We start from the raw sequence: 21617 nt of genomic DNA, 5'->3' as shown, positions 1-21617 counted from the left end.
TCCACAAAATGCCCATAAATTCACAGCCACACTCTCTCATCACCTCCCATACCGCTCAAGCAGCTTCTTATTAACCTTAACATCATACTTCTTCTTCAAAAAATTAATATACTGAGCAATAATGTCGTCCCCATGATGCTGAAGGTACAAATATCGTACGCTATCCTTTGTCTTGTTTAATACTTCCACACTCGGAATAACTATTCCATTAAGCTTAACCATCACTTGCGTGTTCCCAGAAGCATCATACACATCGCTAAATGCTCCTACCGTCATCTTCCGTATATTAGATATCGCATCCGTAGGCAATACCTTCGATATTGGACCAGCATCCGTCCCAACCTTATAAGATTGATAATTAACGTATTTCTTATACTTTTCAAGCGCATCACCCTGAGATATCACACCATGCCCAACTCGTATAGCCTCAAAAATCTCAGATGCAGTAGCTTCTTGCTGTCGCCTATTCCATACCTTCACCAACTCATCCTTCACTTCATCAAAACCTTTCACCCTCTTCGGCTCTACTACATCAGTATGTACCACAAAAAATACATCGTCCTGAAAAGGTGTCACCATAGAGGTCTGACCCTGATTCGTACTAAAAACAGTAGCACGAAATACATCAGATCTCTCTATATCCTTTACATCTTTTACGTGAGCCGATAGCACGTTCTGCTCCGTCACAACACTCTTATGAATAGACAGTTTATATTGCTCAGCAAGATCAGTAATGCTCTTCCCTCCAGCTATCCCAGTGTTAAGCTTTTGACTCAATCCATATAACCTCTCAAAGATCTTCTCCTTCCTTATAAGCTCAATCAGCTCCTGTTTGACTTCTGAAAGCTCTTGAACATGCTGTGGAATGATCTTTGAGATCTGAAAAACATGATAGCCAAGGCCAGCCTTGATTGGCTCCAATACTTGCTGCGCAGATGCCTTAAAAAGCGCGTCACCGAGGTTACTGTCAAAACTCGCTTTACCAAATACACCCATCACTACATTCTTGTTGCTAGCCTTCAACAGCGCACCAACCTCCTTCAAGCTCTTCCCAGATTCAATCTCCTTCTTAGCCTTATTCGCAACACTTACATCATCAAAAATTAACTGAGATATCTCCCTCTTTTCCGGCTGAGTAAACAGGTACACCCTGCTCTTGTACCACTCCTCAATCTCAGCATCCGAAAGAGTCACAGCACTGTCCACGTTACTCTTGTTAAAAGATAAGTAAGACACAGACCTTGCTTCTAATGTCGAAAACAACTCCTTCCGTTTTTCAAGTATGCTCTCTAATTCCTCACGTTTCGGAGCAGCTACAACCGGTAACTTATCGATATCCACTCTGTATACACCTAAATCACGAATCGCATTGTACGCAATATTCAGCTGCTCAACAACCTGAGGCACAGATAAATACAAGGACGTCAACGGCTGCGTCAAATACTCCGTAGATATCTCATCCTTCAAGTTTTTAATTACCTTGTCCTCGGGTATACCAGCCTTCTTTAAAAATTCCTTGAAACTTGCCTGACTAAACTTCCCATCGCTCCCGTGAAAAACCTTATTTGAACCAATCTCCTTTTTCACTAGCTCATCGCTAACAAACACATTCAGAGCTCTTGCTTCTTGAAGTAACAAAGATTTCCCTATGAATTGTTCAAGCACACCATCAAAAAAGCCAAACTCCATCAATTGCTCATCCGAAAATGCTTGCCCGTACTTTTCTTGTATCATTCGCTTTTGATTTCCTACTACTCTCTGCCACTCCTCCAGAGAATACTCAACGTCACCCACCTTGAGCACATAAGAAGCTTCACCACCTATGTACTTCAAGGTGTCCCCTATACCCCATAAGATAAACGTTAACACCAAAATACCAATCAAAAACTTGATCGAAGCACCTTGTAAACCTTTTCTAAAGAACTGCAGCATATAAGAAAATATGATTTTTATACTGAATGAAATTGTAACTTTTCTTGACAAATTAGGCAAGGGATTAAATCCCCTCTTGTCCAAGTTCTACTTTAAAGCTTGTCACAGTGCGTGGAGTGGCCAGAGGAGGAGAGGCGTAGGATGGAGGAGAGATGCGCATGACAACAAACCCTCTACTGCTACTTCCTACTAGCTCTTGACGATTGTTGTATCTTCTTAAGTTCTTTTTCCATCCGTTCGTTAAATACACAGATCACATCATCCCCAGAACGTAATGTAAATTTAGGAGCTACAAGTTCTACAACTACGTACTGTCCACTTATTCTGTAGTTTACAAGGCTTTCATTACTTTTGCTATCTACCAAAAATATAGCAGGTAGCTCTGCATTAACATCACGAAACTTAAAATAGGTAAACTCCCCATCGTCAAAGACCTGAGTCGGCTCTATCAGTTTCGAGTTGCCACTCAAAGTGTATTGAAAGTTGTACAACTGCGGGCGTGTCAAATCCGGACTTCCATAGCTTGAATTGGCCACGTGCTTCACAGTATTGAAATTACCCTCGTCTGGATATACAAATTTCACCACAAAGCTAAGTTCGTCATCATCAATACTGCTTGCATCTTTAGCATGCATCTCAAAGAAATACATGCGTTTGTTGGTGATGACCGTCATGTTTGTCGTCGCATCTTCCTCAACAGGTTTAATAAATATTCTGTTACCAGCAGGAATAAGTTGCCATGGACTTGGTGTACCCATCGAAATCGTGTCAATCTCCTCGTCCATCCCAAACTCTATGATGGACTGGTACATATAGTGACCAACAAACTTAAAGACAGTATTGGGCATGTAGTTTACGATCTTGATTCTACTTTCATTCCCCAATGCTCGAGGGGATGATGTGGCAAATGCATCGGCACCAAATACCGCAATCATTACACAGCATACAACGATGAAGTGAAGCATCTTGGTACAATAACTCATATTTTAGCCCCCATGATCGATACTAGATAACCTTACATTTATCTCACACAATGAGAGCTATGATCAAGATGAAATTTAATAAAAATTTAATATTTCTGTATCGCTTCAGGTATGAATATAACGAAAAGTTGTGGTCCCAATCAGCTAGAGAGCACAAGTAATCTGTGCCCCCTCAGCTTATTGACTACGCTTTATTGCTGTTGGTATTTTTAGCTACTGCATTTACCTCACGTGTCGCATCGCAGGTTCTTTTGTTACAGACATTAAAAATCTCCAAACCAGCTTTTAAAGACATTTCAACTATCTCTCCAACCACACCGCTCATATTCTCAACAGCCTCAGAGATAGAATCACATTGAAGCTTGTACACTTCTTCAGGGGATGTAGAACAAGCAGACTTCTTACAAAATTCCACACTACGTTTAGCCGCATTTTGAAACACTTCAGCTTGCCTTTTTGCAACCACTTGCAATCCCTCCATGAAAAGCTTGTTTGCTGCAATAGATGCTTCTAAATTTCGTCCCGCAATCGCTTTCATTGCATCAAAATTTTGATTTTGCCAAAACTTTGCCATAGCTGAACCAAAATAGTTTTGATAATCGTTGCATTCCATAAATAATACCTCCTTAGTTAAATGAATGATGGTGTATTCCATTGTCATGCTATTACTAAATTTTGTGCAACGCAACAAAAATATTTTTATACTCAATATTTTTTATTTGGCAGACAGTTCCTCTATTTGGTAGTTTAGCTCTGCGCCAAATATAAATATTAGACTGCATATATAAAAATACAGCAGTGCAATAATAATACCTGCAATGCTGCCATATATAATGCTGATTGAGTGAAACAACTGTAGGTATACCTTAAACACTACAGAGGAGATAATCCATCCGCTCAAGACAATAAGGCTACCTGGTAGTGTATAAAGTAGTTTTTGTTTTCTATTTGGCAAAAAATAGTACAAACCAGCTACAAATATGAAACCAAACACTATTAATACCAAATAACGAATTGTTTGAGCTACCGAGGTCATTAATGAGACCACATTCACTGCTCCTATGTACTGCTTTTGACCTAATGACAGCAAGTCGTATAGGTAGTTCCATATAGACGGTAGAACCACCAAAACTAACAAAAGCAGTACCACTATCGTTACCATTCCTGCAAACTCTATAAAGCTAAAAAGTCGTCTTAATAAATAGCCTGGAGCCACTCTTACTCTGTATGCTTTATTTAATGCAGTCCTGATACCTTCAAACAGTGAGGATGCAGTCCATATAGCACTGATAATCGCCAAAGTCAGTAAACTCTGAGGGGGGCTTGAAGTAATCTCCAATATACGTGGAATGAGTGCATCTATAAATGTGGCCCATGAGCTTTCTAATATTAGAGATACTAATGTATTGGCAAGCTGCTTATCACCGATCGCTCCCACTATGGCCACAAAAAAAACTAAAAATGGAAAGATGGTGAACATCAGCAAAAAAGCCAAATATCCTGCATGCTCTACACCGTCATGCGCTATAGTATCGTATATTGCTCTTACAACACACAGTACCGCTTGCTTCAGTTTCGTCACGGAAAGGGCCATAGTTACCGTATTTGTTGTAAACAAGCTTTTACCGTATTGCGCAACATGCATATCACAGTCATAGGCCCCACTCCACCTGGAACGGGCGTAATATACTTGGCAACTTCCGATGCAGATTGAAAGTTGACATCCCCGTATATTTTGCTACCTATTCTTGTGATGCCTACATCTATCACACAGCTTCCTTTTTTAATCCAAGAGGCATCTATCATTTGCGGCCTTCCCATAGCAGATACTAATATGTCCGCGCTTTTTGCTTCCTCCATGACGTTTCTAGACCTTGAATGAGTCATGACAACTGTACAATCGTGTTTTAAAAGCAAGGCGCCCAAAGGCCTACCGACAATAGTTGACCTACCTATTACTACAGCTTTACTTCCAGCTATACTATTACCCAGCGCATTCTGCAACAATATCATTACGCCTTGAGGAGTACAGGGTTCAAGAGAGTCGCGCCATGAGTGCAGAAGACCGATGTTATGTGTCGTAAAACCGTCCACGTCCTTTGCAAAGGATATGCGGTTGGTAATGATATACTGATCTAAATGCTGTGGAAGAGGCAACTGTATAAGTATGCCATGGACATTGTCATCTCGATTTAAACTATCGATAGTTGCAATGACCTCATCACTTGAAATAGATGCAGGAAATCTGTACTGCAGTACGTTAATACCAACTTGTACACCTTTACGTACTTTTCTGTCGACGTAGATAGCGCTTGCAGGGTCATCTCCAACCAAAATTACGGCTAGTGTAGGAACAAGTTGATGCTCTTTTTTAATACGCAGGACTTCAAGCGTAAGAGACTCTCCAATCTCGTCTGCTATAGCCTTGCCATTAATAATCTGCATATTATTTCAATATATCCTTTAATACCGTTGTGGAGTATCCAAATCTCAGTGTTGCTCCCGGACGTATTATGGCGTGGGCAGCGTGACAAGCAACTGCAGTTTCAGCAAACCCCGTTAGAATCAGCTTAAGTTTCCCCGGGTATGTTACTGCATCACCCACACCATAAACACCTTTGAGATTTGTTTCCATGGAGATCGGATTAACATTGATATACTTGTTCGATACGTCTAGACCAAGTGATGTTATAAACGTCATGTCCATAGATAATCCAAAAAAAGCAAGTATCGCATCTATCTTCAAGTTTTTGACGTTGCGATCAAAATCTATCAGATCAACAGAGCTGATATAACCATCTTGACCATATATCTGGTCCAACTGGTATGGTATCGCCATCTCAACCTTTCCTTGCTTGACAAGTTGGTACATTTTTTCAACGCTGTCTGGCAAAGCTCTAAACTTGTCTCTACGATGAATAACGTAGATCTTCTTTGCAATATCTGCTAGGGAATTTGTCCAATCTACGGCAGAATCACCACCACCAAATATCGCTATTGTCTTATCACGAAACACTTCTTTTTTTGACACTGCATAAAATAGGCTTTTGCCTTCGTATAAAGCGGCATTATCCAGTGATAGTGGTTTCGGGTGCAAAGCGCCGGCTCCAGTAGCAAGTATGATGGCTTTTGCGGCTATCTCTTCACCTTTTGATGTCCTGATCACAAAGGCATCATCCCTTCTTCTCAAACCCACCATAGTACTATTTAGCAAAATAGTGGGATTAAAGGGCTTTGATTGCTGATATAAAGAGTCTATGAGGTCTGATGCTAAAATCGAAGGATAGCCCGGAATATCATATATATACTTCTCAGGATACAATGCGGTGCACTGACCGCCTATAGCTCCTAATGCTTCTATTACAACAGTACTCAATCCCAACATACCAGATTGAAATACTGTGAATATTCCTACAGGCCCAGCGCCAATAATTGCAACATCTTTTTCTAGCAATATATTACTCCACTATTGATGTTTAGAAAAAAATCGATCCATTTCTGAAAATACTACATCAATGTCATAATTGCTATGTCCAATACCCGGGTGTAATATCAGCTTCTTTTCCTGCTTTATTTTGTCCAACAGTGCTAATGAGTGGTGATGTGGTATTATATCATCATTATCACCGTGAAATAACAAAATTGGCACATCTATTTGCTCAATATTTTTGGCATTGTCAAAATTGTCCTTCATGAGCAGGTGAATAGGAAGATAAGGGTATCTTTGATGTCCTAAATCATAAAAGCTTGTATACGGACTAATCAAAAACACTCCGTGAAATTTATGTTCTGTCGCCATTTTGGTGGCTACTCCCGTACCCAACGATTCTCCCACAACAATTATGTTCTCGGTTTGATAACCTTGAGATTGTATAAACTTAATTGTTGCTCTCGCATCTTTATACAGGCCTTCCTCAGTTGGCGCCCCTTCACTTTTACCAAAGCCCCTCCATGCTGGCATGATAAAGCCATATCCCATTTGCATCAATTTCTTCATCTTTTGGACTCTTGTGCTTAGAGTGCCCGCATTACCATGTAGAAATAGGACCATTTTTCCAGTATTTGAGGGATGGTACCAAGCCTGAATCTGTAAACCGTCACTTGTTTGTACAAAAACCTCTGTGGTATTTTCCAAGTCCTGTCTGTCTAATGCCTCCTCTGAGGATTCCTTGATCGGTGAGTACTGGAAATCCCTTTGAAAGGTATACATGTAGCCAACGACCCCGAAATAACCAAGCAAAACAAGGGCAACGAGTGGATAGCAGAGCCTTAAGTATCTTTGCATGCTTTTCTCTTTTAAATTACAAACACAAGGGTTTTATACCACATATAGACGCTTATGTCATTTAACTTCTGGCTTCATGATCGACTCAACCAACAGACGTAGTTTTTGAGTGGTGTCTATTTTTTCGATACCATCAAATCCCTCTCGCATTTTATCTAAATAATCTGGTGTCAAGATCATCTTCAGAATCTCATCGGCAACTCTCTGTGGAGTAAAGTCCCGTTGGTTAATCAACACACTGCAATTGTACTTGCTTAAGTACAGAGCATTATAATATTGGTGATCATCTGTTGCAAACGGATATGGGACTAGTATTGCAGGACATCCAAAGGTACACAGTTCTGCTATGGTCGATGCTCCAGCTCTCGATATCACAATATCGTGTGCTGCATACAATTCACCAATATTGTCAAAGTATGAAGCGACTTCAAAGGTACTTGCAGTTTGTGAGTATGATGCGATGGTGGCTTCTGCTGTTCCTTGTCTCACTTGTTGTGTGATATGAACAATGCGTTGAGTATCTATAGGCAGTTCAGATATCGCCTCTGGCATTACACTGGAAAAGATCTGCGCACCCTGACTACCACCAATTACCAATATTTTAAACTTGCTCCGACTTTTCATTTTGCTAGCATAGAACTGAGCCGACACTTTATCCCTTACTGGATTACCTATGTAGTGCAGTTTGTTTTTAAATTTTTGAACAAACTTAGGATCCATATGCTCATTTGGCAAGGGAGTGGCAATGGCTTTTACAAAGTATGCAAAATATCTATTTACTCTTCCTACTACTGCATTTTGCTCGTGCAATATACAAGGTATCCCTGATACAAGCGCTGCAAGAATTGTTGGCACAGCAGTATATCCTCCAAAGGCTATTACTAAAGCGGCTTTGCAATTCTTTAGTATAAATATAACGAGCAGTGTATTGTACAAAGTCTGCAAGAGATATATCGGCATAAGCAACAGTCTTTGAAGCTTAGAGCCAGACATATTAAGCGAGCGCACCTCGTATTTGTCGACTCCTGACAGTACACCAGATATAAAGCGTGTTGCTCTTTGATCGTGCACAAGCACAGGAACATAAGAGTCAGCTATAAGCTGCTCACAGGTCCCCTGGGCTGGGAAGAGATGCCCTCCCGTTCCACCAGCAGCTAAAACGACAGTAGCCTTATCAGAAATCACTTGCATTTCAGTCTACTTCAAGCCTCTTAGCATCATACTGACATATATCGCTTATGATACACTTATTGCACTCTGGTTTTTTTGCTTTGCATACATACCTACCGTGGAGAACAAGCCAATGGTGAGCGGGTTTTCTCCACTTTGTGGGAATGATCTTAAGCAAAGCTTCTTCAGTTTGATGGGGATTGGAAGACTTGCATAGCCCTATTCTATTGCTAACTCTAAACACATGTGTATCTACAGCAATAGTTGGATGCCCGAACACTGTGTTTAGCATCACATTTGCAGACTTCCTACCTACACCTGGTAAACTTTCCAATGATTCCAAGGAGTCTGGAACCTCTCCATTGTACTTTTCTACCAGCAATTTACTCATAGCTATGATGTTTTTAGCTTTGGTATTATAAAGCCCTATCGAGCTGACCATCTTCTTGAGACCATCTTCCCCCAACTCAATCATTTTATGTGGAGTATCTGCTATTTTGAACAAAGCAGGCACCACCTCGTTTACTTTTTTGTCTGTCGCTTGTGCAGAAAGTATCACTGCCACTAATAACGTGTAAGGAGACTTATAAATTAGTTCAATTTTAGGATCCACCTGATGTGCAGCGAATCTACTAAAAATTTCGTTTACTTTATCAGAATTAAGCATACATATTAGTATATTTGATACTTTGTGTATGATCTATTGTAGAACAAAAAAGTATACAAGTAATTTCTTTGTAATGTGAGTAGCTTATGGTATGTCAAATTTTTGGCAACATAGGGGGGGTGAGGCACCTTATAGGTGTAACTGGGTGTGTAGCAAGCGGCAAGTCTTTCGTGTTGCGATGTTTTAGGAAATTGGGGTTTATGACTGTATCTTGTGATGCGTTGGTTGCAGATATGTACAGTTGTGACAAAGTGGTCATAGACAAAATATTCAGCATTTGCCCTTTTGCGTTGGTCGATGGTAAAGTTAGCAAGAAGGCTTTAAAAGAAGCAATATGTAAGGATGAAGGTCTTATAGATCAAATTGAAGCCATAGTACATCCTGCAATCAAGGATCTGCTTTGGGGGTGTTGCGTTGGCAGCAGGAACATTACTGCGCCAGTGGCAATTCAAAGAAAAACAACACTAGTCGTTGAAATACCTATACTGTTTGAAAGCAGAGTAACAGAAGAGCTAGCAAGTCTTTTTGACACAGTCATATCCACGATTACCTTACCAGAGCTTGTGAAAAACAGAGCGCTGCAAAGAAATGGAATGACAGAAGATGTGTTTAGTGTTATCCATAGACTACAGGCTACAAATCAGGTTAGAGCCTTTGGATCTGACCACGTTGTGGTGACAAATCGAAGTAAAGCTCATACCTTTAAACAAATAAAGACAATAGTCAACAATGGAAGTGTTAAGAGAAATCGTATTAGATACTGAAACAACAGGCCTAAACATACATGAGGGTGACAAGATCATAGAGATAGGATGTGTGGAGTTGATCAACAGGGTTAGAACTGGTCGCGTCCTTCACAAGTATCTGAACCCAGAGCGTCATGTATCGAGCGAAGCGTTTCACGTTCACGGGCTATCCAATGAGTTTCTTGCTGATAAGCCTTTATTTAAAGATACTGCACAGGAGTTTTTAGATTTCATCGAGGACAGCACGCTTGTAATACACAATGCGAGTTTTGACATAGGCTTTATTAATTATGAGCTGAAATCAATAAACTTGGAGCAGATATCGATGGTGAGGGTTATAGACACTCTGAGACTTGCCAGAACAAAGTTTCCCAAGCTTCCTGCTAGTCTTGATGCTTTGTGCAAGCGTTATAACATTAATTCGTCATCGAGGGTGAAGCACAGTGCTCTGATAGACTCTGAATTGCTTGCGCAGGTATATGTTGCCTTACTTGAGGGGACGCAATCTATGTTTGATTTCTTTGGAAAATCCACAAAGCAGGATGCGCAGCAGATCACGAGGCGAGAATTACCGAAGCGGACGTTTCCTTTAACTGCGGATGAAGAGAGCTCCCATAATGAGCTGGTCTCCAAGATTCCTGGCGCTCTTTGGAATAACTGAAACAGCAGTTGTTTTCGGCATTCCATCTTGTCCTCCCCTATCTCCATTTTGTCATGCCCGCAACACCGAGAATCGAGGGTTCCACTCAAATTTTCAACCCAATTATTTGTAAGAGACTGTCCGCAAATTAATTGGAATGAAAAGAATTCGGCCAAAAGTCGTCTGTGAAGTTGTTGGCAAAGGTAGATGGATGCCCGTTTTCACGGGCATGACAAAGAGGGAGCGGGAGCGACAAAAGGGAGAGCGGGAGTGGCAAAAGGGAGAGCGGGAGCGACAAAAGGGAAGCGGGAATGGCAAAGGAGAGAGCAGAAACGACGAAAAAGGGAAGCAGGAGTGGCAAAGGAGGAGGTGCGTGGAGTGATGAAGGAGAGCTGCATGGAGTGGCAAAAAGGGGAGAATGCTCATGGCAAGGTGAAGTTCCGGAATGGTAGAGGAGAGCTGCATGGAGTGATAGAGCAGACACACTAATACGAAGTTTCAGATTAAATCAGGCAAATGGATTTAAGGATGAGGCTGCGTAAGAGTATTCAAATACCTGCGCAGAGCCGAGTTTCACAAAATCCGCTTTGAATCATTTAAAAATGAAAATTGGTATTATTCAGGAAAGAGGAATGATGTGTCCGGATGTTAGAACAAGAACAACTTGACTTCTGATTTAGAGGATAATATAATATCTATTATATAGATATTATAGATTTAAAAGATATTATGATATCAGTTAACATGATGACGCCAGGGGAAATGCAAAAGACAATAGCAAGCAGAGCACGCGACCTTCGGCTTGCGCTTAATTTAAGCCAGCAGACCTTATCAGAAAAGTCTGGCGTCAGTTATGGCTCTTTAAAAAAGTTTGAGCAAACAGGGCAAATATCGTTGGAATCTTTGCTGAAGCTGGCCGTGATACTTGGGTGCATGGATGATTTTAAAGCGCTATTTGCACTTAAAAGCGCTCAAGAAGCCTCATCGCTTGATGAGCTTCTGGAAAATGGAAAAAGAAAAAGAGGTAGAAAATGAGCTTCTCAAACCAAAATCTTGTTTATGTGTATTATCACGGCTCAGGGCCGAAGCGGCTCACAGGAAGGTTATTGCTTAAAAACAGAAAAATATTTTTTGAATATGATGCTGATTTTATTAAAACGGGTCTTGAGTTATCGCCTTTCAAACTACCGCTTAAACCGGGTGTGATAGAATCCAGTGATCGTGCCTTTGAAGGGTTGTTTGGCGTATTCAATGACAGCTTGCCTGATGGCTGGGGTCGGTTACTCCTAGACCGCAAACTGATGAATGCTGGACTTAATCCCGGAACCTTTTCACCTCTAGATCGTCTTTGTTTTGTTGGCACGCTTGGTATGGGGGCCTTGTCTTATGAGCCTGAAACTCCAAGTGCGCTCTCTCATATCACCAATGACTTAGATGAAATTGATAGCGAAATACAAGCAACCTTAGATGAAAATGACGCTTATGTTGAGGATTTGCTGGTGTTAGGAGGATCTTCAGCAGGGGCTCGTCCTAAAGTATTGCTTAATATTGAGGGCACGGATTGGCTGATTAAATTTAGATCTCAGCTCGATTCCAAAGATATCAGCGCTACTGAATACGCCTATCATCTTATGGCAATTGATGCCGGGCTTATTGCGCCTAAAGCAAAGCTCTTTCCTTCAAGAAAAGGGCTAGGATTCTTTGGTGTTAAGCGGTTTGATAGAAATGGTGATAGCCGTATTCATATGCATACAATTGCAGGTCTTCTCCATGCTGATCACCAGGAGCCTTCCCTTGATTACGAAAGCATTATGAAAGCAACCCTGTATTTAACAAAAGATATCAGGCAATGTGAAATCCAATTTAGAAATGCCGTTTTTAATATTTTAAGTCATAATCGAGATGATCATTCAAAAAACTTTTCATTTTTAATGGATGAAACCGGTAATTGGACTGTATCACCGACTTACGATTTAACTTTCTCCTCAGGACCTGCTGGTGAGCATTCAACAATGATTATGGGTGAAGGGAAAAATCCTACAAAAAAACATTTGTTACAACTGTCCGGTACTGTAGGCATCAAGCAAGATAAGGCATTAGAGATCATTGATCAGGTTTTAGCTGCCACCCAAAAATGGGATACTTTTGCAGGTAAAGTCGGCGTTTCTGCAATACAAATCAAAAATATTGGAGATGCTTTGCGTATGGTTCGTAAAAACTCCGGCATCTGATCAGTGAGTAATACCACATTTAGTATTTTTGTACCCTATAAATCTGGTTCTTAGAGCTTGTCCGCAAATTAATTGGAATGAAAAAAATTCGGGCAAAAGTTGTCTGTTAAGTTGTTGGCAAAGACAAATGGATGCCCGTTTTCACGAGCATGACAAAGGGGGAGCGAGCATGACAAAAGAAGTCCCGAAATGGTAGAGGAGAGGTGCATGGAGTGATAGAGCAGAAGTACGGAAGTGACAAAAGGGGGAGCGGGAGTGGCAAAAAGTCTTCTGGGATATACTTCACATGCCCCAGTTCAGTTGATAACAACAATTTGGGGATAATCTACTCCCACGTGTTATTTCCACCATACATTGGCAGTGTCGAACCACCATCTTGCGAAAAATCATCATAACCATCAGAAGCTTCAGGTAAACCATATGGAGGCCCTTGATCAGAAAAGCGAAATGGCCATAACACACCACTGCCATCGTATTTTAAATACCTCAACAGGTCATTTAAAACCCATAACATACCAATCTCCTTATCGGTTTGACAACCACTGGTGCTGTGCTTACGCATCTCATTGATCAACGTCTCAACCTCCCCTAATAAGGCGCCACCATCCCTTGATGGTATATTAAAGGCTTGTTGTATTAGCTGGTGAAATTGTCGCTCTAGAGAGTCGTCGCTATTGAGATGAAGAATAGTCCTCGTAGACATTACAAGCTCTGATTGTAATGTCTCACCTGTATTGGCATCTTGGTACACTATCAACTTTTCAAATTGCCCGTGAATGTTTTGTATATTGATGGTGTACGAGAAGACCGCCTTCCCCATCAGTTTATACACTCCAAATATTAACCCTTCATTTCGTATAGCTTCCCCAATTTCAATTCTGTAGAGTGGATGCTTTGAAGCTTGAATTAGCATACCCTCAAGCATACTTGGAGAGCTTCGAATACTTGCCTCTATTCCTATGTTTAAAGTATCCTTGAGCTTCCAACCGGCTATTATCTTACTTAGCGATCTATGCAATATTAGAAACTCATCGCCAACACTACAGATTGTCAATAGCAATTCACCCCCCGCTTTGCCTTTACTGGCTTTATACGCAGTCGCTTCCTCCCAGAGTTCCAGAAACTGATCTGCCTCCCATACAGACATGTACTGTTTCAACATCTTGTCTATCACCGCCTCACCATAAAGCTTGTACACGTCTACCAAAAACCCAATCGTATCAAAGCCTGGCTTACTTGATACCATTTTACTCAGTACTTCGTACTTTCCGGGATCAGAACATGCCTCAATCACAAAATCCACACCCTCAGGACCTCCGTACTTGTAAGCGCTCTGCAACAGCTCTAAAACGTCATCCCGATTAAACAATGGATTGTGATATTTCATATGCCCTTGAAATGACTTTTGCATCGTCTTCAAACGTTCGTGGTGCTCTTCCATCATAGCTTTAAGGGCAATGCTTTTATTCTCCTCTATTGCATCACGCTTTGCTTTCTCGATCACTTCTTCACCAAATAGTCCAACCTTCTCCTCAATATTTTGGCTGTATCGAGCATGCACTTCGTAAACAATCTCCTCTACACGATCTTCAGATAACACAATCTTTCCGGTTTCCTTAATCATCCGAATAAATGCATTTCTTTCCAAAATCGCCTTGACGGGGGTCATTCTAGGAGAGCGTTGATGACTAATATGAAACACCTCCAGACTGGTGCTTTGCTCTATGTAGTATGGTAAAGTGTCTGGAATTGTGGATTGCTTATCATCACACTGCGATGTCTTCATAATGATATCTTCGTCAAACTCGTTACCATCAAGGTGTATCTCTTTGATAGCTGAATTACTCAATATCATTCCTCCCAGTGTTATAACAGCATCTGAGGTACCTTCCGTGATCACTATTTTATTGGAACTGAGATCCAAATGCGTCAGGCCATCATTGCTTGAAAGTGCAGCCATCAGATGTGTGAACCCATCGTTGGTAATACCGTTATGCTGTAGACTTAAATACGTCAAAATCTTTGTTCCATCTCCTCCGTACGTTGCTATGTTTTCAGCAAACAGTTTGATCCCTTTATCACCAATATCGTTGTTATCAAGTTCAAAGTGTGTAATTGCAGTACGACGCGACAGTATGTCTGACAGGCAGGCCATGCCCTCGTCCCCCATCTGATTGGACGACAACTTTAATTGCCTCAGAGACCTTGTACACTGACATAGCATTTCGACGATATGTAAAGCAGAACGATATGTAATTCCATTGTGGCTCAGATCTAAAGAATGCAATGCCGTGTTTACATCTCGATCACTTATAGGTACTTTAGCAATTGCGTCACCTATTTTGTTCCTCTGTAAATCAAGGACTTGAATATTGGAGCTTTTAAACAAAGATCCAAATAATTCGCAAGCATAAGCCCCAATATTGTTGTTTCTCAGTATTAGAGTTTCAAAATGTCGAATATTGGAGACTGCCTCAAGTATAGCGGTCGCCCCATCCACGCCTATCATGTTACTCCCAAGGTTCAAATGCTTTAGTGCATGGTTTCGCGTCAAAATAGCAGATAAGCTTATTGCACCAGGGTCACCAATAGTATTGCCCTCTAAATTTAAGTGTGTCAATGCGCTGTCTTCTAACAACAGCTCTCCGAGCTTAGCTATACTATTGGCATCTATGTCGTAACCTATTTTGTTGCCACCAATATTCAGTACGGATAGATACGGTATCTCTGCTTTGATAATAGGGACCAATATGTTCAAAGCACCGTCATCAATATTATTACCGTACAGGTTCAATGTCTTAACGGTAATAACCCCCCTTTTTCTTGCATTTTCTAACTCCGATCTAACCAAAAGAATAGCTCCATACTGCTCATTTTGGTCTGAAAGACGGATCTCTCTAACGTTTTTTATCACTTCAAAGCATACCATTGTTGTCTATAAACACTGACACAGCTCTCACCACTGCCACGCTACATAAATCAATAACCCCATGTCCCATTCGCTCCATAGTCAGGAGCACCAAATCCCGCGCCAGGATCTGGTGCATTATGGGCTTGCTCCCCGGCTCCACCTTGATCCCCGCCATCATCATATGGAGGGTTTTGATTAGGTACCGGTCTAAAGGGCCACAGTGGAGCCCCACTGTTGTGATCTAGGTAGCCCAACAAATCTAACAAGGCCATCATCATTCCTATCTCCTTGTCGCTCTCAGCACCAGGCAATGTACTTTGCGCCAATCTATCAACCAGAACGCTGGCTTCTGTTATCACATTTCCTTTGGTTTCTTCGGTTAATGTAAATGTTTTTGCGATCAAGTCATGAAATTGTCCTTCTAGGGTACGAGCCGTGTTTAAATGCAGTACTACCTTATTGGAACATTCGATCCTTGATTCTACAATTTCGCCGGTCTTTTGACTAAAATACATGATCAGCTTTTCGATCTGCTGGCTTTTTGCATTTTTAAAATATACCTCCTGTTTAAAAACCTCCTCCCCAAGGACTGCATAGGCAGCCACTACCTCATCATGATTTTTCACAGACTTTCCAATCAGCGCACCATAGTCTTTGTCCAAATATGCTCTATCTAATATTCCTCTGATATCAGCATCATCACGTAGGACCAATGCATCAGCTATGAGCTTAAATGTATTTGACAATTCCCAAGTTGGAGACAGCAAATGAATAGACCCATGTAACGTCAAAAATTGCTCGTGCATAGCATATACAGCTACTAGTACCTTAGAAGCCACGTCTACTTGATATTCTTTCGCGACTTTCCACAAATTGATAAAATTTGTGTCATGCCAATCACAGAGGCATTGAGGTATTACCCGCTCTACCATATCGTCACCGTAGCGTTGATATACATCCAGTACAAATTCTAGTGCCTTCTCAACGGTCCAAGCCTTTATCACATCACTAAACACCTCATATGTGAACGTATTAGCACAAATACGGATCACAATGTCTACAGCCTCCCCTCCCCCGTATTGAGAGGCAGTTTTTAGTACATCCAGTAAATCTCTACGATTGAAAAGTTCATTATGATAATGCACCTCTTTTTGAAATAGCTTTTGTTCTTCTTTCATCTTTTCATACTTTTCACGTCTCAACCTCTCCAACGCCTCTTCCGTACCAACTTCTATCCACTTCTTTTTGAACTCTTCAATCCTTTTAGGCTCTTCAGGTAAAAGTTCCGGACACTCCTCATATCGCTTCTCAACTTTTTCAATTATCTCCCCCACAAGTTTATCTGGTACAGAGACATCCAACCCACCTTGTTTTATAGTATCCACAAACTTGTTGCGAGCTAAAATCGCATTCACCACTTTCATACTCTCCGCTCTTTGATGGCTAATATGAAAGACAAGTAAATTGGTGTTTTGTTCAATGTAGTGTGGCAAAGTATCTTGCTCGGTAATCTGCTTAGAGATATCTAATCGATATTGTGAGGTCCTCATCACCATATCTTCATCAAACTTGTTACCATCAAGATATATCTCTCTGATTGTTCGATTTCCCTTTATCATCTTGCCTAATGCTTCTACAGCACACACCTCCGTTTCATTGATGTTGATGTGATTAAAGCTCATGTCTAAATGAAGCAAGGCGCTATCCTGCTCTAATACCCTCATCAGCCTTATGAAACCATCGTTCCCAATCTTATTATGTTGCAAACTCAGATGTGTCAAAGCAGTCGAAGCACCAGGTGTCGATTTCTTTAGTGCATCAACCAAAGCTTCAATTCCAGGATCACCTATCTGATTGTCATCAAGCTCTAGACGTTTGAGGGACGTTTTGTATCTCAATATCGGAGATAAAAAATATGCACCATCATCCCCTATTTTATTTGATGAGAGCTTCAGTTGTTCCAGAGATAGAGTATAATCCACCAGCATGGTAGCGATCGCTTGTATCGACTCGCCTCTGATATCGTTTTTGCTTAAATCAAGGTAGCGCAAAGCAGTATTGCTAAACTCTTTTTTTGCTAATATGCTTACAACATTATCACCTACTTGATTGTCCCGTAGGTCAAGAGTAGCAAGATTTGAATCTTTAAGCAAAGCAACAAGCAATTCAGCTATTTCTTGACCTATGCGATTGCTTCTTAATACCAACCCTTCAACAGAAGGTATGTGTGAGACCGCTTCAATTATAGTTTTTGCTCCTTCACTTCCTATTCTATTATCACTCAGATCCAAATGCTTCAGAGCCCTATTTCCACAAAGTGCTACCGCTAAGCTTATCGCACCCAGTTCACCGATTAGGTTTCTCTGAAGATACAGATGAGTCAACCCACCATTCTGTTGAGCGTCTTGTTGCAACAACCCCCCAATGTGGTGAATGCCTTCCTCCGTTATGCGATTACCGCTCAAATCAAGTACGGATAAAGAGCGCACCTTATCCCTCATGAGTGACACAGCTTCTTTAAGAACAGTGTCATTTATATCGTTGTTAGATAGATTCAAGTTGAGCCCTTCATCCAAAAAAGGGTCACCTTTTGAAGGCAGGGATCGAAGCTTAGACGATAGCACAACGTTTAGACCTTCCCCACAGTGTTGATGTGACATGTCAATCTTAGTCACGGCAATTTTTGCTTTTGTTACAATTGTGTTTCATAATATCACACTTAATTGCCCTGTAAAGGATCATGACTTCAAACACCTACTGCCAATTCACATATCTTGAAAGCAGTCTTCTGATGCCTGGAGTAGAACACATCAGCACATACTTTTGTTTCAAAACCGTGCTAAATCTTTTGACAAATTTGTAGAAATACGCAAGATCGGGGCAATTAGAGTATGTCCGCAAATTAATTGGAATGAAAAAAATTCGGGCAAAAGTAGTATGTTAAGTTGTTGGCAAAAACAGATGGATGCCCGTTTTCACGGGCATGACAAAGGAGGGAGCGGGCATGACAAAGGAAGTGGCAGAATGGTAGAGAAGAGGAGCGGAATGGTAGAGGAGGAGTACGGAAGTAACAAAGGGGGAGCGTGGATGACAAAGGAGGGAGCGGAATGGTAGAGAAGAGGAGCGGCAAAGGAGGAGAGGCGTAGGATGAAGGAGAGATGCGCATGACAAAGGAAAGTGCATAGAGTGATAGAGCAGACCCACCAACATATCTCATATTTGCGGACAGGCTCTTATATCAAGTTTCAGATTAAATCAGGCAAATGGATTTGAGGATGAGCCTGCGTAAGCGTATTGCAATACATGCGCAGAGCCGAGTTTCACAAAATCCGTTTTGAATCATTTAAAAATGAGATTTGGTATTAGCTCTTCAAATCAATAGACATATTTCTCTTACAGTAATATATCTAGTGGCACGTACATAATTATGCGCTATTAAATGATACAAATTACTCTTAAAGACCAAACCGTCAAAACGTATGCCGCTCCTGTAAATGGAATGGATATCGCTTCGTCTATCAGCCCGTCGTTGGCTAAAAAAGTGGTTGCCAGCAAAGTCAATGGACAACTCCAGGACTTCAGACAGCCTATCGCTACGGATGCAACAGTGGAACTTATCACGGTTGATTCGCAGGAAGGGCTTGAAATCTTAAGGCACGACTCAGCCCATGTGCTTGCTCAAGCAGTGAAAGAACTATTCCCAACGACACAGCTAGTCATTGGACCAACCATAGAAAATGCGTTCTATTATGATTTCGCAACCTCACACCACTTTACTCCCGAAGATCTGAAAAGCATCGAAGAAAAGATGAAAGAGATTGTTAAACTTAATCTGCCGTTTCACTTTTCGACTATGTCAAAAGATGAGGCAATCGATTATTTCCTCACAGTCGGAGAACAGTACAAGGTGGAAATCATTCGAAATATACCAGAGACCCATGTCACCATATATTCACAGGGCAATTTCGTCGACCTGTGCCGCGGCCCACACGGACAATCAACCGGTATGCTCAAAGCCTTCAAACTGATGAAAACCTCCGGATCATATTGGCGAGGTGACAGCAAAAACCAACCCCTTCAAAGAATATATGGAACTGCCTGGGCTACACAACAACAATTAGAGGAGTATCTACATTACCTCCAGGAAATCGAAAAAAGAGACCATAGAAAAATAGGCAAAGCAATGAACCTATTTCACTTTCAAGAGGAAGCTCCTGGGTTTGTCTTCTGGCATACCAAGGGTTGGACTTTGTTTCAGACTCTCCTGAATCACATCAGAAACGCACAACGGGATTACCTTGAAGTTAACACCCCAGAGCTCCTATACCAAAGCCTATGGGAAACGTCAGGACACTGGGAAAAGTTTAAAGACAACATGTTTATCGCAACAGTCATGGGCGAAGACAAACATTGCGCTCTAAAACCGATGAGCTGCCCAGGAGCGGTACAGCTATTTAAACATCTTAGTCCAAGCTATAAAGACCTTCCGATACGTCTCGCAGAGTTTGGTAAAGTATTTCGATATGAACCGTCCGGAGCTTTACACGGCCTGTTCAGATTAAGGGGATTCACTCAAGATGATGCACACATATTCTGTACAGAAGAACAAGTGCAATCTGAGTGCTACAAGATGTCTCACCTCATTTTGCAAGTCTATCGTGACTTTGGCTTTGACAATGTATCACTAAAGCTTGCAGATAGACCACAAAACAGAATAGGTACAGACGAAATATGGGATAAAGCCGAACATGCACTCCAACAGGCTATCATCGACATAGGCTTACCTTACACTGTCAACTCTGGAGAAGGTGCATTTTACGGCCCCAAAATTGAGTTTGTACTAAAGGACGCAATAGGAAGAGATTGGCAGCTTGGCACAATACAGGTCGACTTCAACCTACCACAGAGATTTGATGCACATTACACAAGCCATGAGGGGCTCAAGCGACATCCAATCATGATACACAGAGCTATGCTTGGTTCTATAGAAAGATTCATAGGTATGGTATTAGAACACCATATGTCGGTGCCGCTACCGTTTGCCCCCGTTCAGGTTGTCATAGCTACGATCACCAACACTAGTGAAATTGCAGACTACGCTTCTCATGTACAAACTTTAGTTAATCAAAGCGGTATCAGAACAGAATTAGATCTTTCCTCTGAAACGATTAACTATAAGATACGTAAACATATGGTGGCTAAAGTGCCCATAGTAGCTGTGTTGGGACAAAAAGAACTTCAAAATCAGTCGGTCTCACTTCGTATTCTTGGTAAAGAGTCTCAAGAAACACTTGATTTACAAGATTTTATACGTAAATTAAAAAAAGATATAACAATGCATCAATAAACTAGGAGGTTTACTATAACAGCTAGCAACAAAAACTCTACTCGCATCAACTACGAAATTTCATCACCTCAAGTTCGTTTGATAGACACGGATGGCTCCATGCTTGGCGTGGTCGCAATAAAGCAAGCCATAGAGTTGGCAGAAACAAAAGATCTGGACCTCGTGGAAATCGCTCCTGGTGCTTCGCCCCCGGTTTGCAAGATTATGGACTTTGGTAAGTACAAGTATGAAATACAAAAGAAAGCCCATATAGCGAAAAAAAAGCAAAAGAGTGTCGAACTTAAGGAAGTCAAGGTCCGGCCTAACATTGCGGAGGGAGACTACACCACTAAATTGAGGCAAGTCAAAACCTTCATAGAAGAAGGCAACAAAGTCAAAATCTCCTTACAGTTTAGAGGCAGAGAAATTACACATAGCGAGATAGGCTTTGATGTTGTCTCACGGTTTATAAGAGACACGGCTGATATTGCCAAAGTTGAGTCTCAACCGACCTTAGAAGGCAAGCAAATTACCACTGTAATCGTTCGGTTGTAGCTTAGAGCCTGTCCGCAAATTAATTGGAATGAAAAGAATTCGGGCAAAAGTAGTATGTTAAGTTGTTGGCAAAAGCAGATGGATGCCCGTTTTCACGCACTGCTGTCCGGGGAAAATTTTTTATTAAAATTAAATATTTTTTGCATTGGTATTATTCCTCCTCTCATGTAG

19 protein-coding genes are annotated in these 21617 nt (G+C 41.2%); 8 read left to right on the top strand and 11 right to left on the bottom strand.

The features are described from left to right. Nucleotides 1–39: 39 nt before the first annotated feature. The 9 genes from EDM53_RS03555 to nth all read right to left on the bottom strand — a co-directional run bounded on the left by EDM53_RS03555 (nt 40) and on the right by nth (nt 9037). The gene (locus tag EDM53_RS03555; protein WP_130122306.1) at nt 40–1932 is read right to left on the bottom strand and encodes a peptidylprolyl isomerase; all 1893 of its coding nucleotides are present in this window, start codon (nt 1930–1932) and stop codon (nt 40–42) included. A gap of 179 nt (nt 1933–2111) precedes the next feature. Further along, nucleotides 2112–2915 (bottom strand): P-type conjugative transfer protein VirB9, encoded by an 804-nt coding sequence (virB9, locus tag EDM53_RS03550; protein ID WP_242507869.1) that lies wholly within the window; start codon nt 2913–2915, stop codon nt 2112–2114. Nucleotides 2916–3099: 184 nt separating this feature from the next. Further along, nucleotides 3100–3528 carry a TIGR01841 family phasin gene (phaP, locus tag EDM53_RS03545; protein ID WP_165379616.1) on the bottom strand — a complete coding sequence of 143 codons (429 nt, stop codon included), beginning with the start codon at nt 3526–3528 and terminating at the stop codon, nt 3100–3102. A 102-nt stretch (nt 3529–3630) separates the two neighbouring features. Then, entirely contained in the window at nt 3631–4509 is an 879-nt protein-coding gene (locus EDM53_RS03540) for a YihY/virulence factor BrkB family protein (protein ID WP_410528556.1), read from the bottom strand. A gap of 2 nt (nt 4510–4511) precedes the next feature. Continuing rightward, nucleotides 4512–5360, bottom strand: coding sequence for a bifunctional 5,10-methylenetetrahydrofolate dehydrogenase/5,10-methenyltetrahydrofolate cyclohydrolase (locus EDM53_RS03535; RefSeq protein WP_130122303.1), 849 nt, complete (start codon nt 5358–5360; stop codon nt 4512–4514). A 1-nt stretch (nt 5361) separates the two neighbouring features. Beyond that, on the bottom strand, nt 5362–6369 hold the full coding sequence (locus EDM53_RS03530) for an NAD(P)/FAD-dependent oxidoreductase (protein WP_242507866.1): 1008 nt from the start codon (nt 6367–6369) through the stop codon (nt 5362–5364). 12 nt (nt 6370–6381) lie between these two features. Continuing rightward, nucleotides 6382–7200, bottom strand: a complete 819-nt coding sequence (locus EDM53_RS03525) for an alpha/beta hydrolase (RefSeq protein WP_130122301.1) — start codon at nt 7198–7200, stop codon at nt 6382–6384. A 57-nt stretch (nt 7201–7257) separates the two neighbouring features. Then, nucleotides 7258–8391, bottom strand: coding sequence for a UDP-N-acetylglucosamine--N-acetylmuramyl-(pentapeptide) pyrophosphoryl-undecaprenol N-acetylglucosamine transferase (locus tag EDM53_RS03520; RefSeq protein WP_130122300.1), 1134 nt, complete (start codon nt 8389–8391; stop codon nt 7258–7260). A gap of 1 nt (nt 8392) precedes the next feature. Further along, complete coding sequence (gene nth / locus EDM53_RS03515; RefSeq protein ID WP_130122299.1) at nt 8393–9037, bottom strand: endonuclease III; 645 nt, start codon at nt 9035–9037, stop codon at nt 8393–8395. An 86-nt stretch (nt 9038–9123) separates the two neighbouring features. Between nth and coaE the strand changes: the two genes are divergently transcribed. The 5 genes from coaE to EDM53_RS03490 all read left to right on the top strand — a co-directional run bounded on the left by coaE (nt 9124) and on the right by EDM53_RS03490 (nt 12654). Further along, the gene (coaE, locus tag EDM53_RS03510) at nt 9124–9801 is read left to right on the top strand and encodes a dephospho-CoA kinase (protein ID WP_130122298.1); all 678 of its coding nucleotides are present in this window, start codon (nt 9124–9126) and stop codon (nt 9799–9801) included. Beyond that, complete coding sequence (gene dnaQ, locus EDM53_RS03505) at nt 9767–10444, top strand: DNA polymerase III subunit epsilon (RefSeq protein WP_130122297.1); 678 nt, start codon at nt 9767–9769, stop codon at nt 10442–10444. The genes coaE and dnaQ overlap by 35 nt, the downstream gene beginning before the upstream one ends. Nucleotides 10445–10630: 186 nt before the next feature. Then, nucleotides 10631–10912 (top strand): hypothetical protein, encoded by a 282-nt coding sequence (locus tag EDM53_RS03500; protein WP_130122296.1) that lies wholly within the window; start codon nt 10631–10633, stop codon nt 10910–10912. A gap of 240 nt (nt 10913–11152) precedes the next feature. Continuing rightward, nucleotides 11153–11458 (top strand): helix-turn-helix domain-containing protein, encoded by a 306-nt coding sequence (locus EDM53_RS03495; protein WP_207215465.1) that lies wholly within the window; start codon nt 11153–11155, stop codon nt 11456–11458. Then, nucleotides 11455–12654: a type II toxin-antitoxin system HipA family toxin gene (locus EDM53_RS03490; RefSeq protein ID WP_130122295.1), complete on the top strand. Its 1200-nt coding sequence runs from the start codon at nt 11455–11457 to the stop codon at nt 12652–12654. Before EDM53_RS03495 ends, EDM53_RS03490 begins: the two co-directional genes overlap by 4 nt. A 325-nt stretch (nt 12655–12979) precedes the next feature. Here the strand turns inward: EDM53_RS03490 and EDM53_RS03485 are convergent, their stop codons facing one another. Together EDM53_RS03485 and EDM53_RS03480 are read right to left on the bottom strand one after the other, a co-directional pair. Next, on the bottom strand, nt 12980–15583 hold the full coding sequence (locus EDM53_RS03485) for a leucine-rich repeat domain-containing protein (RefSeq protein ID WP_130122294.1): 2604 nt from the start codon (nt 15581–15583) through the stop codon (nt 12980–12982). A gap of 50 nt (nt 15584–15633) precedes the next feature. Further along, nucleotides 15634–18225 (bottom strand): leucine-rich repeat domain-containing protein, encoded by a 2592-nt coding sequence (locus EDM53_RS03480; RefSeq protein WP_207215464.1) that lies wholly within the window; start codon nt 18223–18225, stop codon nt 15634–15636. Nucleotides 18226–18526: 301 nt separating this feature from the next. Here EDM53_RS03480 and EDM53_RS06195 point away from each other — a divergent pair, with 301 nt between their 5' ends. From EDM53_RS06195 to infC, 3 genes are all read left to right on the top strand, one after another. Then, on the top strand, nt 18527–18679 hold the full coding sequence (locus EDM53_RS06195) for a hypothetical protein (RefSeq protein WP_165379614.1): 153 nt from the start codon (nt 18527–18529) through the stop codon (nt 18677–18679). 325 nt (nt 18680–19004) lie between these two features. Continuing rightward, nucleotides 19005–20912, top strand: a complete 1908-nt coding sequence (thrS, locus tag EDM53_RS03475; RefSeq protein WP_130122292.1) for a threonine--tRNA ligase — start codon at nt 19005–19007, stop codon at nt 20910–20912. A gap of 15 nt (nt 20913–20927) precedes the next feature. After that, nucleotides 20928–21446, top strand: coding sequence for a translation initiation factor IF-3 (infC, locus tag EDM53_RS03470; RefSeq protein ID WP_130122291.1), 519 nt, complete (start codon nt 20928–20930; stop codon nt 21444–21446). The last annotated feature ends 171 nt before the right edge of the window (nt 21447–21617 follow it).

This window comes from Rickettsiales endosymbiont of Peranema trichophorum (assembly GCF_004210275.1).
GTDB lineage: Bacteria > Pseudomonadota > Alphaproteobacteria > Rickettsiales > Midichloriaceae > RICK02.
This window is presented reverse-complemented; position numbering and strand designations above follow the sequence as displayed.